Annotated in this window: 15 protein-coding genes and 1 pseudogene; all 16 read right to left on the bottom strand. The window is 55.7% G+C overall.

Going from position 1 to position 17,104, the window contains the following annotated elements:
* Positions 1-55: 55 nt before the first annotated feature.
* The 16 genes and pseudogenes from yabN to yabG all read right to left on the bottom strand — a co-directional run bounded on the left by yabN (position 56) and on the right by yabG (position 17,030).
* Positions 56-1,564 (bottom strand): bifunctional methyltransferase/pyrophosphohydrolase YabN, encoded by a 1,509-nt coding sequence (yabN, locus tag ET33_RS29250; protein ID WP_036690449.1) that lies wholly within the window; start codon positions 1,562-1,564, stop codon positions 56-58.
* A 41-nt stretch (positions 1,565-1,605) separates the two neighbouring features.
* Positions 1,606-3,330, bottom strand: coding sequence for a putative polysaccharide biosynthesis protein (locus ET33_RS29255; protein WP_081890558.1), 1,725 nt, complete (start codon positions 3,328-3,330; stop codon positions 1,606-1,608).
* 146 nt (positions 3,331-3,476) lie between these two features.
* A complete protein-coding gene (gene spoVT, locus ET33_RS29260) occupies positions 3,477-4,019 on the bottom strand; it encodes a stage V sporulation protein T (protein ID WP_036690452.1) in 543 nt (180 codons plus the stop codon).
* A 234-nt stretch (positions 4,020-4,253) separates the two neighbouring features.
* A complete protein-coding gene (locus tag ET33_RS29265) occupies positions 4,254-5,360 on the bottom strand; it encodes a peptidylprolyl isomerase (protein ID WP_036690454.1) in 1,107 nt (368 codons plus the stop codon).
* Positions 5,347-8,871 carry a transcription-repair coupling factor gene (gene mfd, locus ET33_RS29270; RefSeq protein WP_036690457.1) on the bottom strand — a complete coding sequence of 1,175 codons (3,525 nt, stop codon included), beginning with the start codon at positions 8,869-8,871 and terminating at the stop codon, positions 5,347-5,349. The genes ET33_RS29265 and mfd overlap by 14 nt, the downstream gene beginning before the upstream one ends.
* A gap of 191 nt (positions 8,872-9,062) precedes the next feature.
* Positions 9,063-9,293 (bottom strand): anti-sigma-F factor Fin family protein, encoded by a 231-nt coding sequence (locus ET33_RS29275; protein ID WP_010501715.1) that lies wholly within the window; start codon positions 9,291-9,293, stop codon positions 9,063-9,065.
* Between the two features lie 115 nt (positions 9,294-9,408).
* Positions 9,409-9,969, bottom strand: a complete 561-nt coding sequence (pth, locus tag ET33_RS29280) for an aminoacyl-tRNA hydrolase (RefSeq protein WP_036690461.1) — start codon at positions 9,967-9,969, stop codon at positions 9,409-9,411.
* A gap of 162 nt (positions 9,970-10,131) precedes the next feature.
* Positions 10,132-10,758, bottom strand: a complete 627-nt coding sequence (locus ET33_RS29285) for a 50S ribosomal protein L25 (protein WP_036690463.1) — start codon at positions 10,756-10,758, stop codon at positions 10,132-10,134.
* Between the two features lie 101 nt (positions 10,759-10,859).
* Entirely contained in the window at positions 10,860-12,251 is a 1,392-nt protein-coding gene (gene glmU, locus ET33_RS29290) for a bifunctional UDP-N-acetylglucosamine diphosphorylase/glucosamine-1-phosphate N-acetyltransferase GlmU (protein WP_036690520.1), read from the bottom strand.
* Positions 12,252-12,387: 136 nt separating this feature from the next.
* Positions 12,388-12,672: a septation regulator SpoVG gene (spoVG, locus tag ET33_RS29295; protein ID WP_010501706.1), complete on the bottom strand. Its 285-nt coding sequence runs from the start codon at positions 12,670-12,672 to the stop codon at positions 12,388-12,390.
* Between the two features lie 122 nt (positions 12,673-12,794).
* Complete coding sequence (locus ET33_RS29300; protein ID WP_036690522.1) at positions 12,795-13,181, bottom strand: RidA family protein; 387 nt, start codon at positions 13,179-13,181, stop codon at positions 12,795-12,797.
* 9 nt (positions 13,182-13,190) lie between these two features.
* Positions 13,191-14,036, bottom strand: coding sequence for a pur operon repressor (purR, locus tag ET33_RS29305; RefSeq protein WP_036690466.1), 846 nt, complete (start codon positions 14,034-14,036; stop codon positions 13,191-13,193).
* Between the two features lie 134 nt (positions 14,037-14,170).
* Positions 14,171-15,025 carry a 4-(cytidine 5'-diphospho)-2-C-methyl-D-erythritol kinase gene (gene ispE / locus ET33_RS29310; RefSeq protein WP_036690525.1) on the bottom strand — a complete coding sequence of 285 codons (855 nt, stop codon included), beginning with the start codon at positions 15,023-15,025 and terminating at the stop codon, positions 14,171-14,173.
* Between the two features lie 317 nt (positions 15,026-15,342).
* Positions 15,343-15,516 (bottom strand): annotated as a pseudogene (locus ET33_RS37075) (small, acid-soluble spore protein, alpha/beta type); the annotation flags it as partial.
* Between the two features lie 146 nt (positions 15,517-15,662).
* Positions 15,663-15,935 carry a biofilm formation stimulator Veg gene (gene veg, locus ET33_RS29320; protein ID WP_010501694.1) on the bottom strand — a complete coding sequence of 91 codons (273 nt, stop codon included), beginning with the start codon at positions 15,933-15,935 and terminating at the stop codon, positions 15,663-15,665.
* A 207-nt stretch (positions 15,936-16,142) separates the two neighbouring features.
* Positions 16,143-17,030: a sporulation peptidase YabG gene (yabG, locus tag ET33_RS29325; protein ID WP_036690471.1), complete on the bottom strand. Its 888-nt coding sequence runs from the start codon at positions 17,028-17,030 to the stop codon at positions 16,143-16,145.
* Positions 17,031-17,104 lie beyond the last annotated feature (74 nt).

Genomic DNA, 17,104 nt, shown 5'->3' on the forward strand with positions numbered 1-17,104 from the left:
AAGTGACGCTGAACTAAAGTATTCTTTGTTCGTTAGGAAAATCCTGCAAAGCATCTTATTTTTTCAGAACTTTTTTTGCTTCCTGCCACAAAGATTCCATCTCTTGCAAATCAGTTTGGTCAAATGATTTGCCCTTTAAACGCAACTGCGCTTCGATATACCCGAAACGGTCAAAAAATTTGCGGTTGGCGTCCGCCATCGCTTCTTCGGGGTCCACCTTGAGAAACCGCGCCAGATTGACGACGGCAAAGAGCAGGTCGCCCAGCTCTTCCTGCTGCTCCGCTTTGCCGAAGCGCTCGATCGCCTCTTTCACTTCGGCCAGCTCGGACTCGACGACCGGCAGCACTTCTTCCTTGGTGCCCCAATCAAAGCCGACCGAAGCGGCTTTCTTCTGCAGCTTGTACGCCTTCATCAGTCCCGGCAGCTCGCGAGGGACGCCGGAGAGAAGCGGCAGTTCGTCGGGATTGATCCCCTTCTTCCGCTTCTCCTCCTCCTTGATCTGCTGCCAGTTGCCCAGCGCCTCGTCGGCATCTTCCGCCTGTGCCGTCCCAAAGACGTGCGGATGACGACGAACCAGCTTCTCGTTGAGCTCCCGGATGACGTCGAAGACGGTAAACATCCCGTCCTCCGCTTCAATCTGTGAATGCAGCATGATCTGCAGCAGCAGATCGCCGAGCTCCTCGCGCATATGGTCGGGATCGTCCTCGTCGATCGTTTCCAACACTTCATACGCTTCTTCGATCAGGTTTTTGCGCAGCGATTGATGCGTCTGCTCGCGGTCCCACGGACAGCCCTCGGGACTGCGGAGAATAGCCACAATCTCATGCAGCCGCGTAAAGGTGCGGCTCCGCACGTCCTCGCGGTCGGTGCGAGGCACCCAGACCAAGGATAAATTGCCGTAGCCCTCCACCCGGTCCAGCTCATAGAGCGGCACCTCGCGCACGCGCTCTTCTCCGGCCACGCCAAGCGCATGGCCGACGACGACGGGATAGTCGTCCGGATACAGCTCCATCAGCGTCAGCTTCACGTCAGACGCCGTGTAGACGTCGTACACCTGCCCGATCAGCGTATGCAGCTGCGGATTGAGTCCGCTCGCCGTCAGCGAAGTTCCATCTAAGAGTTGAAAGCCTTCGATCGGATCGAAGCCGAGCCGAAGGAACGCTTGATCCAGGAAGCTTTCGCCGCCCATCAGGGTGAGCAGCACGCCCTCGGCCGGACAACGCTCGCGCAGCAGTTGAACGGTCCGCTCGGCTACCATCGGATGGCCAGGTACGGCGTAGAGCACCTCTCCGCTGTTCGCGCTTTTGGCCCGCTCGATCAATTGCGAAGCGATCTGTTCGTAGACGGCGTCAAAGCCCTCGTGCGCTTCGTAGACCGCATCGAACGTCTCATAGCGAAGGCTGTGATGGTCCAGCATCGCGACCATCGGGTGCTCCCGGGTGCGGAGAAATATCGCCCCGCCTCGCGCGCCGGCGGCTTCGAGCTTGCGCCAGACGCCGAGGGTCAGTTGGTTCTCGTCGCCGGTTCCAAGACCGACGACCGTAATTTGCGGTTGAGTGGACATAGCCCAGAGCCGCCTCCTTCAGTTTGGGGTGCGGCGCTCCGTCAGCGGAGCAGCCGGAATCGGCGCAGCCAGGCGAGGGGCTTCCCCGCCAGCTGCGGCACGAGCGCCAGATCGGCGGCGGTGACGACGCCCAGGCGCAGCAGGGCCACCGCGTAAGCGAGCGCCCCTACGGCGACGCCGCCGAGCGCGATGACCGCGGCCGTGCCCCGTGGGGGCAGGGCTGCGGGCAGCCGCGCGAGCAGCGGCGGAGCGCCGTGCGTCACGGCCAGCAGGCCGAGCGCCATGAAGCCGATGCCGAGCATCGGTTTCATGGCGGCGAGGCCGCCCGCGGCCGGGACCCCGGCGGCGCGCAGCGCGTGCGCGAGCGCGAGGCCGCCGGCGAGCACGTAGGCGGCGAGCGACGCCCAGGCGGCGCCGTCGATGCCGTAGCGCGGCACAAGCGCCACGCTGGCGGCGACTTTCACGGCGGCGGCGAGCAGCAGGTACAGCACCGGCGCACGCACGGCGCCGAGGCCCTGCAGCACGCTTCCCGCGACGATGTTCACCGCCGAGAACAGGGCGGTGAACGCCAACACCGCCATCGCCGCCGTGCCTTCGGCGCTCTTGAAGAACATCACGTTCAGCGGCTCCGCCAGCAAAGCGAGCCCGAACGAAGCGGCAAGCCCGATCAGCCAGGTCAGCCGCAGGGACAAGCCCGCGCGTGCGCGGACCGCATCCGCATCGCCGCGCCGGAGCGCTTCGGCGATCGCCGGAACGAGCGCCGCGGACATCGAGGATGCGATCATTGCGATCAGCTGCACGAGCGGCAGCCCGTGATTGTACAGCCCGAACTGATACAACGCTTCGCTCTCGTCGAAACCGGCTGAGCGAAGCAGCCGGGGCATCGTAAACGAGTCGACGAGCGTGAGGATCGGCATCGCCACAGAGCCGAGACAGAGGGGCAGCGCATAGGCTGCCAACCGTTTCGCCAGCGCCCAGTCGCGCCGCCAGCCGCCGCCGTCCCCCTCACCCGGGATCTGCTCGCGTCTCGGCTCCTTGCGCCAGTACCACAGCATAACAACGAGTCCCGCCAGAGCACCCGTCACCGAGCCGAACGTCGCGCCTGCGGCGATTCGTTCCGGCCCGAAGCCAAGCCGCATCAGCGCCAGCAGCAGAACGACCATCGTCGCCACCCGCACCGTCTGCTCCACCACCTGAGACCAAGCGGTCGGCCGCATGTCCTGATAGCCTTGATAATAGCCGCGCAGCGCAGACATTAGAGGCACGACAAGCAGGGCATACGACACGCTTCGTATCGCCGAAGCCGTTTGCGGCGCAGCCATCCACCGCGCAATCGTCTCCGCCCCGAAATACAGCAGCGAAAAAAAGACGACTCCGGTGACCATTAGCGATAAGGAAGCCACCCGGAGCACGCGCCGGGCCTCATGATACTGCCGTTCGGCAGCATACTCCGACACAAACTTGGATACGACCAGAGGAAATCCGGCCGTGGCCAGCACCAAAATTAATATGTACAACGGATACACGGCATTGTATATGCCAAAGACCGCATCGCCCGCCAGATTTTGCAGCGGAATTTTTTGCAGCGTGCCGATCAGCTTCGAAATAACGGCCGCCAGACCGAGCAGGGCCGCCCCTTGCAGCAGCGCCGAGCCTTTTCCGCCGTCCCGGTCTTTGCTGTTCGCAGCCTCGGGCCCGCTTGCCTCCATCCGCTCCGATCGCTCCTTCATGACGCTTCCCCTTCGTTCCCGCGACCGGTCCCTCATCCGTCCGGCGAGAGACCCATTCGGACAGATTTTGCAGCCCCATTATACCGCAATTCGCAATCCTTTTCCAAAAACGCAAAAAGCTTCCCGATTTCCCTCCAAGGGATTGCTATCAGGAAGCTGCGCATCGCTGTCCATCGGCGGAGCTACTGCTCCATCTGCTTTGCCAGAAAGCCGGCGGCCGTTTCCGCCATCTTCAGTTCCATTTGACCCATTTTCACATTCTCGTCCTTGTTCAGCAAGATCACCGAACCGATCGGATCGCCCCCCGCCACGATCGGCGCAATCACATACGAGCTGTACGTCTCAGTAACGTCCTTGCAGATTTCATAAGAGCCGCCTCCGGTTTCTAGCGTTGCTTTACGGTTTTCCATGCTTTGCTCGACCAGCGAACCGATCTGCTTCTCCAAAAAATCTTTTTTCGAGCCGCCAGCCACGGCAATGATCGTATCGCGGTCGGATATCATCGTGATATGGTTCGTGCTTTCATAGAGCGACTCGGCGTATTCCTTGGCAAAATCTCCAAGTTCACCGATAGGAGAATATTTCTTTAAAATCACTTCCCCATCCCGGTCCACAAAAATTTCAAGCGGATCCCCTTCCCGAATACGCAGGGTGCGGCGTATCTCCTTCGGGATTACGACCCTGCCAAGATCGTCGATACGACGAACGATTCCAGTTGCTTTCATGTTTCTAGATGCCTCGCTTTCCAAGAAGAATGGGATACAGACTGGATGTGACCCTGTATGCAAAATGGAGGGAATTCGACTGACCCTAGTATCCTTCAATTCCCGGAGGCCTATGCATGTCCAACTTCGGTACGATTGCGAACGCGTTGTCGGACGCTTAAGCCGTCGCTGTTTACATTATGTCCAAAAAAATGAAAACAAAACAGGGCACCCCATGGGGTACCCTGGTAATTGTTACTTGCCGCCTTCCGTCTTAGGCGCATCCGTTTTTGGAGCGTCCGTTTTCGGAGCATCGGTTTTAGGCGCATCGGTTTTAGGAGCTTCCGCCGGCTTCTTCTCCTCCGGCTTCGGCAGGTTGTTCGTCTGAATCAGGCCTGGCAATTCTTTCTCCACAAAATCGTATACCTTCGTTTCAGCCGCCGCGGAGCGCAGCTCCGGCTTGACGTCGTCGAGCGTTTTCGTATTGCGGGATTCCACTTTCATCACGTGGTAACCGAACGACGTTTCCACCGGATCGCTGATCTTCCCGATCGGCAGCTCCGCCGCCGCTTTCTTAAACTCGGGTACCCATTGGGAGATGTCTGCGTTCTCGTACTTGCCACCCTTATCTTTCGAGCCCGGATCGTCCGAATATTCTTTTGCCAGCGCGTCAAAGTCGCCGCCCTTGTTCAGTTTGTCTTGTACTTCCTTCGCGCGCTTGAGCGCGTCTTCCTTGGAACGGGTTTCCTTGCCTGTCGCCGGATCGTTGATTCCGATCAAAATATGTCTGACCGTCGCCGTCACATAGGCGGTTTTGTCCTGCTCCAATTTGGTGTTATAAGCCGTTTGAATCTCTTGGTCGGTCACTTTGCTTTCCTCGGAGACAATCGCCGTGATGCTGCGCTTCACGAACTCTTCCACGTCTTTTTGCTCGAGCTTCGCATCCTTGAGCTGTTTCTCCATGCCGCCTTCCTGAGCGTTCAGGAAGCCTTTGATTTGTTCGAACTGGGCATTATACTGCTTTTCCGCTTCCGCCTTGGCTTTGTCGTCCGCGCGGGAGGACAAAATTTTAAAGGTGACAAGCTGCTTCATCATATCTTGTTGAAAGGCAGGGTCGTCTTTGAATTGCGCATATTGCTTATAAAAGAACGCGTTCACGTTCAAAAAGGTATCGAATTCCCCACGCGTGACTTGTCCGTCCTTGTACGTCACAAGCACCTCGCTCGGTTTTCCTTTATCGGCGGCAGCCGTTGCCGCTTCGTCCTTTTTCTTGCCGCAACCTGCAGCGACACCCGCGACCAATACGAGCGCACAAAGAGCCATAAGCCCTTTTCGTAACGGTTTCCGTTTATTTTGCCACATTCTGCAGCTCTCCCTTCGATTTCAACACACGCTTGTATTGTACCAGAAACCTTTCCAGCAAAGCGATGGTTTCTTCTGGCTTCAACCCTTTTCCCTTGAGCTCGATGTGGATCTGCGGTCCGCTGATTAGCTTGATCCGATTCTCGAATTCACCCGACAGCTGGAACAGCTTCTGTCCGTCCAGATTGCCGTTCTGATCGGGGTGAATTTTCAGCTCGTAATCGAGCCCCTTCTGGGAGATGATCTCGATACCGTACAAGGCACCGTACACCTTCAGCCGCGCCGCGGCCAACAGATTTTGCACTGCCTCCGGCAGATCGCCGAAGCGGTCGACCAATTCGTCCTCCAGCTCCATCGCTTCATCCAGAGTCTGAATAGCCGCGACTTTTTTGTAAATCTCGATTTTTTGCACGCTGTCGTAGATGTAGTCGCCGGGAATGTAAGCGTCCAGTTGGATATCGAGCTGCGTCGACCATACTTTCGTCTCCTGCACCGCTTCGCCGCCCAATTCCTTCTTGCGCTTCTGAATTTCCTCGGCCAGCATTTGCGAATACAGATCGAAGCCTACCGACGCGATAAAGCCGTGCTGCTCCGCGCCGAGCAAGTTGCCCGCACCGCGGATGGACAAGTCTCTCATCGCAATTTTAAACCCGGATCCAAGTTCTGTAAACTCTTTTATCGCCTGAAGCCGCTTCTCCGCCACCTCTGTCAGCACCTTATCGCGCTGGTACGTAAAGTAGGCGTAAGCGATCCGGTTGGAGCGCCCGACCCGGCCGCGAAGCTGATACAGCTGGGACAAGCCCATCTTGTCGGCGTCGTGGACGATCAGCGTATTGACGTTCGGGATGTCGACCCCGGTCTCGATGATGCTGGTGCTGACCAACACGTCGTATTCGCCGTCCAGGAAGTCGAGAATGGTCTTCTCCAGCTCCTGCTCGGACATCTGGCCGTGCGCGACTGTCACCCGGGCGTCGGGGACGAGCATCGAGATTTGATCGGCCATCTGGGTAATTCCCTGCACGCGGTTGAACAGGTAATACACCTGGCCTTCGCGCGCCAGTTCCCGTTCGATCGCCTCCCGGACCAGCGAGGCGCTGTATTCGACGACATACGTTTGCACCGGAAAACGGTTTTCCGGCGGCGTCTCGATGACCGACAAGTCCCGTACGCCAAGCATGGACATATGCAGGGTACGGGGAATCGGCGTCGCGGTCAGCGTGAGCACGTCCACGTTCGTCTTCAGCCGCTTCAGCTTTTCCTTGTGCGATACGCCGAAGCGCTGCTCTTCGTCGACGATCAGCAGCCCCAGATCCTTGAACTGCACATCCTTGGACAACAGCCGGTGCGTCCCGATCACCACATCCACGGTGCCGTTCTTGATGCCTTTCATCGTTTCGGTCTGCTCCTTCTTGGAGCGGAACCGGCTGAGCACTTGAATGTTAAACGGATAGCCCGAGAACCGCTCCCGGAACGTCTCATAATGCTGCTGCGCCAAAATGGTCGTCGGCACGAGCACCGCTACCTGCTTGCCGTCAATCGCCGCCTTGAACGCCGCGCGGATCGCCACCTCGGTTTTCCCGTATCCGACGTCGCCGCACAGCAAGCGGTCCATTGGTCTCGACTTCTCCATGTCTTTCTTGATTTCTTCAATGGCCCGAAGCTGGTCCGACGTTTCCTCGTACGGGAACATGCCTTCGAATTCCTGCTGGTAATTCGAATCTTGATTGAAGGCGTAGCCCGCCGTCGCTTGACGATCCGCATACAGCTTGATCAGATCGTCGGCAATATCCTGTACGGACGCGCGAGCCTTGCTTTTCACGCGGTTCCAGTCGGCGCCTCCGAGCTTATAGACCTTCGGTTCTTTGCCTTCTTCCGAGCCGACGTATTTCTGCACATGATCGATCTGGTCGATCGGCACCGACAGCTTGTCGCCGCCGGCGTACATGATGTGTAGATAATCTTTATGAATGCCGCCGACCTCAAGCGTACCGATGCCGACAAATTTACCGATCCCGTGGTTGACGTGGACGACGTAATCGCCGATTTTGAGCTCTTGGTAATTTTTAATCCGCTCGGCGTTTTCGATCTTTTTGTCCACCTTGCGCGCTTTGCGCTGCTTCTGCGTGAACATCTCGCCTTCGGTGATGACGACCAAATGTATGCCCGGCAGCTCGAAGCCGGTCTGCAGATTGCCGTCCACGATCTGCGGCTCTTCGATATGGTAGTCGGCCAGCACGCGCTTGATGCGGTCGACCCGCTCCGCGCCGCTCGCGACCATCATCACCTTCGCGCCGGACTTTTTCCAGCGCTCCATTTCGCTTTTCAACAGGTTCATCTGTCCGTGGAAATTCTGCATCAGGCGGCACATGAAGTTGACGATGTTCTGTGGCGACGTCTGCGGGACCTGCCTGAGAAACAGCGACATGTATAAGGTCGGATACGGTCTGCGGTGCAGCAGCGTCTCGTACGGCTTCGACAACACGAGCTGCGGCAGGCATTTGCCGTCCTGCAGCGACATCGTCATCCATTCGGCCTCGTCCTTCTCAAGCTGCTTTGCCGTCTCGAGCAGCCGGGCCGGTTCGTCTACGATAAGAATGGAATCCTTCGGCATGTAGTCGAGCAGCGTCTGACGCTGCGGGAACAGCAAAGAGACATATTTGAACATCCCTTGAAAATGCTGTCCCTCGCGAAGGAGCTCGATCTCGTGGCCGATGCCTTCGAACAGCCGATCCTTCGCCCCGCGGTCCGACATTTTGCCTATCTGCTCTTGGAGCAGCTCATACGCATGCTGCGCCGCCGATTGTAACCGTTTACGGTCGACTACGATTTCACGACAGGCCGTAATGACAAGCTCGGAGCACTTCTGGATCGATCGCTGATCGGCCGGGTCGAACGTCCGAATGGAGTCCACCTCAATATCAAACAGCTCAATCCGGTACGGGTTCGGCGAAGTGAGCGGATAAAAATCGATAATGCCTCCGCGAACGCTCAGCTCCCCTTTGTTCTCGACACGCTCTACGCGTTCGTAGCCGAGCTCAACCATCCGCCCAATGAACGACTCTAGGTCGAGCGTATCGCCGACGGCGACGCGAAGCTTGGCTTCCGCAATCGACGCCTGGTCCGGCAGCAGCCGCCGCATTCCGGCATACGGCACGATGACGATCCCGCGAAAGCTGTCCGCCAGCTTGGACAGCGCGTCGATCCGCTGCGCCAGCATTTCCGGGCTTGCGATCGCCGCTTCGGCCGCCAGAAGCTCCTGAGCCGGAAACAGTAGAACCTGGCCTTCCGGCAGCAGCTCCACCAAATCTTCGAACATCTTTTGTGCGGAAAACATATTGTGAGTCACGACAAATAGAGGCTGCTGCAGCTCCTCGTAAAGTGAAGCCAGCATCACCTGCCGCGAAGAACCGGTCAACCCGGCTATTAACTGTTCTCTCATCCCCGAACGTAGGCCGGACACGACGCTTTGAAAATCGTTATCCGCGGAGAACGCCTGAATTAAAGCCTGCAAAACAGGACACCCCTCTCAACCGCGTAACACTAAAAAAGCCTAGAAGTCCCGTGAATAAGCAGCAGTGCGGGCGTCATCGCTTCTGAAGCAGCGAATCGGAAGGGCGATCCGCCCGCGCAGCGGCCTCTTATTCACCGGACTTTAGGCCGATCCTTAACCAAAAAGCCGGATAGCCGAAATGCGAACAACCCCTATTGTAGAGGATTCGCGAGGAGCGAGAGCTCCGGATTGGCATCCAGCGCTTCCTTGCAGTAATCGCAAACCACCTTGACGGTGACATCCCCATTCGGGTTATACGATATTATATCTCTCCGCTCCTCGGGGGTCAAGAAATGGAAACCGAGTTGAAACTCGCTTACTTCCCCCTGCCGGATTTCTCCGATTACGGTCTGACAATGACGACAAACATATTTCAGGGCCATTGGACTTCCTCCTCCCGCTTGCCTTGCCAAGCGGCGTTTTTACTTATTATGGCCGGGATGGGAGGAGATTAGCCTCTAGGCTAACGCTTTTTCTTGACGAAATGCATAATACGGCTCAGCCGTTGAATTGGGCCATCGTCTTCTCGAACGGATGCTCCAGAATATGCTCCATGGCATCCACCGTTTTGTCGAGCAGCCCGGGCATCTGCTGAAACTCTTCTTTGCTGAACGGGCTCAGCACGTAATCGGCGATATCTCTGCCAGGCGCGGGCCGCGAAATGCCCATGCGAATGCGCTGAAACGACTGCGTGCCCAAGTGGGCGATGGCCGACTTGATCCCGTTATGCCCGCCCGCGCTTCCTTGATAGCGCAGCCGGATTTGCCCGTAGGGCGTATCCAGATCGTCATAGACGACGATAAGATCCTCGATGGCCGCTTTGTAAAAATCCATAAAGGCGCGGATCGACTCCCCCGACAAGTTCATGTACGTCTGCGGCTTCAGCAAATATACCTTCTGCCCAGCGACATGACCTTCTCCCAGCAGTCCCTTGGATTTGCTTTGCGTAATTTTGATGCCGTGCTTATCGGCAAAACGGTCCAGCGCCATAAAACCGATATTATGCCGCGTCGCTTCGTACTGCCGTCCCGGGTTGCCGAGACCCACAAACCATTTCAACCTGACCTGCCCCTTTCAACTCCATGGGCTGAAACGATACCCTAAACTTATCATAACCGAAAAAAACGTCCCGCGCCAATTTCGCGAGAAGCGGCAGGCATGGCGCCCGCCGGACATAACAGAAAAAGCGTATCGATCCAAGCCGATACGCTCTCTCCAAGTTTATGCTTCTGCCTTCTCCGCCGTCTCGACGGCATTCCCGGCTTGGGCGGCCGGCGCTTCCTCCTCCGGTTCAGCTTCCTTCTGCGGCGTCAGGATCGTGGCGAGCACGTCATGCGCGTCCGTCCTCGCCTCGACGCCCTCCGGCAGCTTGAGCTCGGATACAAGCATGCTTTGTCCGATTTCGAGCCCGCTGACATCGACTTCGATGGAGGCCGGGATACGCTGCGGCAGGCAGCGGATCTCGATTTCGTGGTGCTGAATTTGCAGAATCCCGCCGACCTTAACCCCTTCCGGGTCTCCGATATATTCTAGGCGAACCGTCGTCTGAACCGGTTCGTCCATATTGATCTGATGAAAATCGACATGCAGCAGTTGGCGGCTCAGCGCATCCCGCTGCACTTCGTTGATCATAACCGGCTGCTTGCCAAATTGCGGAATGTCCAAATCGATAACCGCATGCGGATTCGTCTTCAGCAGCGCAAGCAGCTCCTTCTGGTCGATGGCGATCGGCGTCTGCGTCACTTTTTTTCCGTAGACGACGCCGGGGACTTTGCCCTCGGCCCGCAGCCGGTTGCGGTCGCCTTTCGTTCGGCCTGTCCGAGCTTCCGCTTTGAGCGATGTAGCCATAAGAAAACCTCCTTCAATTTGGGTGAAGCCCTAGCTTCTTACTACTTTACCCAATTGAAGGAGGTTCAAAACATCCTGATGCTGGTTCTCTCGCTTAAAGCTTACTTATTCGCCTTCTTCGCCGCAAATTTAGTGCGAAGCTTATCGGCGTAACCGTGCTTGTTTACCTGACGTTCCCGGGCAATCGCCACGTCGCCGTCCCTTACTTCGTGCGTAATGGTAGAACCGGCTACGACATAAGCTCCTTTGCCGATTTTGACCGGAGCGACGAGGTTGACGTTGCTGCCGATAAACGCATCTTCCTCCACTTCGGTCAGCTGCTTGTTGAAGCCGTCATAGTTGACGGTAATCGCTCCGCAGCCAAAGTTGACGTTCCGGCCGATGACCGCATCGCCGACATAGCTTAAATGCGACACTTTCACGTCGTCCGCGAGCTTGGCATTTTTGATTTCGACGAAATCGCCGATTTTTACGTTTTGGCCAAGGTCCGCTCCCGGCCGCAAATAAGCATATGGTCCTACGGACGATCCGTCGCCGACGACCGCTTCCTGCAGCACGGAATGCTTAACGGTGACGCCGCTCCCAATCGTACTATCCGTAATATCCGCTTGCGGTCCGATGACACAGTCTTCGCCGATCACCGTTTTTCCCTGGATCACTGTTCCCGGCAGCAATATCGTATCCGCTCCGATCTGCACGTCCGCTTCAATATAAGTGCTTGCCGGATCGATCATCGTCACGCCGGCGAGCATATGGCGGCGATTAATCCGCTCGCGCATCGTTTGCTCGGCCACAGACAATTGCAGACGGTCGTTGACGCCGAACGACTCCGCCTCGTCTTCCAGCACGTAGCCTTCAACAATCTGCCCCTGACCGACCAGAATGCCGATCACGTCCGTAATGTAGTATTCGTTCTGCGCATTGTCGTTTTTCACAAGCGCCAGCGCTTCGAATAGCTTCCGATTATCGAAGCAATAGGTGCCGACGTTCGTTTCCTTGACCAGGCGCTGCGCCTCGTTGCAGTCCTTTTGCTCCACGATTTGCGTCACATGCCCGCGTTCGTCCCGGATGATCCGCCCGTAGCCGGTAGGATCGTCTACAACCGCCGTCAGCAGCGTGGCCGCCGCTCCCTTCTCCTGGTGCAGCTTGATCATTCCTTCGAGGGTGCTATCCGAAATCAGCGGCGTATCTCCGTAGATGACAATCGTCAAGCCGTCCTCCGCGGCCAGCAAATCTTTGGCCTGAAGCACGGCGTGGCCGGTCCCGAGCTGCTGCTCCTGCAGCGCATACTCGACTCGGTCGCCCAAATACGCCTGAACGGCTTCCGCTCCGTGACCAACGACGACGACTGTACGAGAAGCTTGTATATTTTCCAATGCGGTGACCACATGATCGACCATCGGTTTACCGCATACCTGGTGTAGTACTTTATATAGTTTCGATTTCATTCGTTTCCCCTGACCTGCAGCCAGTACGATCCCCATGATGTTCAAGTTTCGTCCATCCCCTTTGATCCAATGTATTGTTTTCTTTTTATGATACGGTTTCTGTCCGTGAAACGCCAGTCCCAATATATCCTGCCCGGGTATAAAAGAAAAGAGAGCCTTTTGGCCCTCTTCATAGATCGTATTAAGCTCCTTCTTCAATGACTTCCTCTTCCGTTGCGGCACGCTCATATTCCGCTAACACGGCCGCTTGAATTTTCTCGCGGGTTGAAGAGGAAATCGGGTGAGCGATATCTCTGAACTCTCCGTCCGGGGTCCGCTTGCTAGGCATCGCCACGAACATTCCGTTGTTACCGTCAATCACACGAATGTCATGTACTACAAATTCGTTATCGATGGTAATGGAAGCAATGGCTTTCATTCTGCCCTCGGAGTTCACCCTGCGAAGTCTGACGTCTGTAATTTGCACTTCTGATTCACCACCTTTTTCCATCTTGGAGACATGAACTATAAATTCCACATTTTAGGGCAAATTCCTGCTAAATCTCTAAAGTTTTTGAGCAATTTTATAAATACTTTATAAATTTGAAATTATTCGACACTTAACGCCGCAATAAGCTCGATTTCGACAAAAACGTCCTTCGGCAGTCGTGCAACTTCGACAGTTGAACGCGCCGGTTTGTGGTCTCCGAAGTAGGTTGCATAGATTTCATTCACCTGGGCGAACTGATTCATGTCTTTGATGAACACCGTGGCCTTGATTACGCTCTCGAATGTTGCCCCCGCTTCCTCCAATACCGCTTTCAAATTGCGGAAGACTTGGTGCGTCTGCTCGGCGATGCCGCCCTCGACGATTTGGCCTTCGGGATTGAGCGGAATTTGACCGGAGGTAAATAACAGATTGCCGAATTTGATTGCTTGTGAATAAGGACCGATAGCGGCAGGCGCCCGGTCCGTAGAGATACGTTCTAATGTCATATGCATTTGTCACTCCTCATTTAGATTAGAAACCTCTTCTTGAAAATAATTGCCCGGCTCGGCCGTAATCTGCCGTGTCTTCGGGTCGACGGCGGACAGCTTGGCAAGCGAGACGTAATCCTCGACCAAATGCTCCTCGACTTCGCCCGACTCGACGAAGACGCCGACGCCTTTGACCGTGGCTTTAAACTCCTGCAATAAGTCCATCATGCCGTGAATCGTTCCGCCCACCCGCATGAAATCGTCGATGATCAGCACCTTGGCTTCTTCCTTGAGCGCCCGTCTAGATAAAGACATCGTCTGGATGCGTTTGTTCGAGCCGGATACGTAGTTGATGCTGACGGCGGAACCCTCTGTCACTTTATTGTCGCGGCGCACGATGACGACCGGCAGGTTCAAATAAGTAGCCGTGGCGTAGGCCAGCGGAATGCCTTTCGTTTCCACCGTCATCACCACATCGATATCGTTGCCCGAAAAGGCGGAAGCGAACATTTTGCCGACTTCATTCAAAATCATCGGCTGCCCCATAATATCGGACATGTACAAATACCCGCCTGGCAGGATGCGTTCGGGCTGCTCCAACTGGCGGCATAACTGGGTGATGAATTGCAATGAATGCGATTTCGATACTTTCGGTATGAACTTGACACCGCCGGCTGCTCCCGCGAGCGTCTGAAGCTCCCCAAGGCCTTCCTCTTCAAACACTTCTTTAATGATGGCCAAATCTTCGCTGATGGACGATTTGGCGGAATTATATCGGTCTGCAAATGTCGTCAAAGGAATCAGCGTATGGGGGCGGATCAGCAAGTATTGGGTCATTTCGACCAATCTTGCGCTTCTTTTTAATTTTTTCATGAGCGTTCCCCCTACACGTCGGATAAATAGCTATAAATCCGAATAATATATTGTGAATATACCATTTTTATACGTATTTATTCAAGCTGTCCATGCAAAAGATGATGACACAAACGTGGCATTCATTGGCTTCTTTACGTAAGCAGCCGGACAGCGAACACATCCTTGCAAAATCCCCGCAGCCCGTTGTAAATGCGCGGAATTTTCGTTTCCTTGGACACGAGGCCGAACACGGTCGGACCGCTGCCCGACATCAGCACGCCTTCGGCACCCAGCTTGATCATGACTTCCTTCAGCTGGCGCACTTCGGGATACAGGTCCAACGTCACTTCCTCCAGCACGTTGCCCAGCTCGCCGCAGAGAAGATCGAACCGTTTCTCGCGAATCGCCCGAAGGACACCTTCCGTCGACGGATGCTTGCGGATTCCGGCAGCGTTCAGCTTGCCGTATATTTCCGAGGTGGACACATTGATCGGGGGCTTGGCCAAAATGACCCAGCACTGCGGCGGCGATTCGATCGGCTCCAGCTTCTCTCCCCGGCCGCGCGCAATGGCCGTCCCTCCCGTCACGCAAAAGGGTACGTCCGAGCCAAGCTCGGCACCAAGCTTCTGCAGCTCGTCCGTTCCGATCCCGAGCCTCCACAGCCGGTTCAAGCCGCGCAGCGTCGCCGCGGCATCGCTGCTTCCTCCGGCCAGGCCCGCGGCGACGGGAATCTTTTTATCCAAATGAATATATACGCCTTGTTTCACGTCGTACCGGTCTTTAATGAGCCGGGCGGCCTGAAAGGCAAGGTTCTTCTCGTCGAGCGGGATATACCCGGCTTGGCTGGAAATAATGATCGTATCGCGCGGCAGCTCCTGCATCTCGATACGGTCCGCCAAATCGACCATGGTCATCACCATTTCGACCTCATGGTAACCGTCTTCACGCTTATGTAAAACATCCAACGACAAATTGATTTTTGCCGGCGCTTTCTCAAACACTTTCATGTCGACACCTTCTTTGCACCTGTCTGTCATCCCGTTAATCGAAGGCATGATGCCGTTCATCCTAATACTATACCAAAAGCGCTACAAAAAAAAGCTAAAGCTCCATAACGGACGCTCTAGCTTGAGGATTCTCCGGAAATGAAGTTCCGCCCTTACGGCGCAAAGGAGTTGTAGCCCGTTTGAACCGGATTTGGGGCAATCGTATAAGCAGGCGGCATCCCGGCGTAAGGCGGTTGACCGTAAGGTGCGTAGGCTTGTGTAACAACCGGCGCCGGCTGGAAGCTGACCGGTTCACGTACCGGCGCAGCCGCCGATTGCTGGTTCGCCAAAGCCTGCTCGGCGATTTGGATCGCGCGCTTGACCATATTGCCCGCATCCTTCGTACGAATGCCGCCCCAGCCTTCCTGCTGAACCGTCTCGTAGAAGCCCAAATCTTTGGCCAGCTCGTATTTGAATGATTCCGACATGACGCCCCGACTTCTGCGTCCCATATCGCGTCCCCCCTCATAACTATGATGGTATCCGTACGATCTATTATGCGCCTGAAGCAGCAGAATCATACGGTCCGAGTCTTTTTCCAAGGAGAGGAGTCCATTAAAAAAACGGCTGACCGCAAGTACGGCCAACCGTTATGTAGTTATTGATGTATCGTAATCCGTACTTCACCGTCATCGCCATGCACAGTAACTTCGACGGATTCTGTCAGGATATCTGCGTAGCTGTACGAAACACGCTTGAATGCATGCTGTTCCTGATCCAGCTTGACAATAAAAACGGAAGGGTAGGTTTCCTCCAATACACCGGATCGTTCGATTGTCTTACGGCGACCACCATTCGCTTTTAACATAATCTTCTGTCCGACATGAGGTTCCAAACTACGTTTGATCTCCAACAGCGCATTTTTTGCCATTGACCACTACCACCTCTTTCCTTAACAATTATAACGCAACGACAGTAGTATGTCAATTTAAGCCGAATATTATAGCAGCCATACAAACCTGTTGTCAACGGAATTTTTCCTTAACGTGATGCGGTATTCCAAAAAGCCGAGGGCACACCGTTCACAAAGTTGTAAAGGGTTGGTGTGGAAGGCAAAATAAAAAGCACCTTTCGGCGCTTATTTATGACTCGCATATTCAATTCGGGGAACACCCCGGCGATAGCTTCCGCGGGATTCGATACCGCCCAGCCCTTCCAATCCGCTATGTGTCAACCCGATGACATCGACGATATTCACCGTATCCTTAATGGGGGTAAAAGCTACCTTTGCCGCGACGCACAACGGATCGAGGGCGTGAATCAACACGCGGGCCGGCGAACTGGCATAATTGGCCCCAGCCTGCATCAATGCCTCAAAATGCGACTGGCACGCTCCTGCGACGATCGTCAGGGCATCGCGGTTTTTTTCGAACTGACGGGCCACACGAACGGCGTTGACGAAATTATGCGAGTTTTTGTAGCTGGTGAGCTGGGTAATATCTCCGTAGTTTCGCCCCCGCTGCTTCAGAAGGCCGTCGTGACCCGTAATCACAACGATATCCGGCTGCAGCTGGGGCAGCAGGCGGTAAAGCGCATCGGCCATACTCGCCTCCGCTACATAGTAGCCGTCCGCCGGAACGTGGAGCTCGTTGTAGAGAAGCATGCATTTGCGCAAATAGTTTGGGTCCCCGTCCAAATGCAGTACTTTGCCAGGCAGTTCAAAGTAAGCCGGGCGCGGCTTGGAAGATTCCGCAGGCCCCGTATTTTGCCATCCGTCCGATTGTGCCTGTGGAGCTGCTCCGGCTCCTCCCGATCGTCTCATTGCTTCCAGCCATTTGGGACGCACCGCCCCCATCGTTTCAAGGGGATCGATCTGCGAAGCCTTCACCAAATCCCGGATCGGGGCATCCGCCAGCAAGCGAAGTTCCACCCCGCGTAATATGGCCTGCTGCTGCCGGAATTCATGAATTTTGAACACAACGTCTCCGCCATACGACTTCCGAGTGACCAGGTCTCCCTGCTTCATGGCTGCATCGCCTCCTCGACTATCGTATGGCAGATATGGGCAAATGGTGCAGGGACAACCGCCCGCTATCGTCT

Origin of the sequence: Paenibacillus tyrphae (assembly GCF_000722545.1) — a bacterium.
GTDB classification, from domain to species: Bacteria; Bacillota; Bacilli; order Paenibacillales; family NBRC-103111; genus Paenibacillus_G; species Paenibacillus_G tyrfis.

Coding starts and splice junctions, on each gene's coding strand:
- yabN (WP_036690449.1), bottom strand. CDS start 1,564: ATGTCCACTCAACCGCAAATTACGGTCGTCGGTCTTGGAACCGGCGAC.
- ET33_RS29255 (WP_081890558.1), bottom strand. CDS start 3,330: ATGAGGGACCGGTCGCGGGAACGAAGGGGAAGCGTCATGAAGGAGCGA.
- spoVT (WP_036690452.1), bottom strand. CDS start 4,019: ATGAAAGCAACTGGAATCGTTCGTCGTATCGACGATCTTGGCAGGGTC.
- ET33_RS29265 (WP_036690454.1), bottom strand. CDS start 5,360: ATGTGGCAAAATAAACGGAAACCGTTACGAAAAGGGCTTATGGCTCTT.
- ET33_RS29275 (WP_010501715.1), bottom strand. CDS start 9,293: ATGGCCCTGAAATATGTTTGTCGTCATTGTCAGACCGTAATCGGAGAA.
- ET33_RS29285 (WP_036690463.1), bottom strand. CDS start 10,758: ATGGCTACATCGCTCAAAGCGGAAGCTCGGACAGGCCGAACGAAAGGC.
- ET33_RS29300 (WP_036690522.1), bottom strand. CDS start 13,181: ATGACATTAGAACGTATCTCTACGGACCGGGCGCCTGCCGCTATCGGT.
- purR (WP_036690466.1), bottom strand. CDS start 14,036: ATGAAAAAATTAAAAAGAAGCGCAAGATTGGTCGAAATGACCCAATAC.
- ispE (WP_036690525.1), bottom strand. CDS start 15,025: ATGAAAGTGTTTGAGAAAGCGCCGGCAAAAATCAATTTGTCGTTGGAT.
- veg (WP_010501694.1), bottom strand. CDS start 15,935: ATGGCAAAAAATGCGCTGTTGGAGATCAAACGTAGTTTGGAACCTCAT.
- yabG (WP_036690471.1), bottom strand. CDS start 17,030: ATGAAGCAGGGAGACCTGGTCACTCGGAAGTCGTATGGCGGAGACGTT.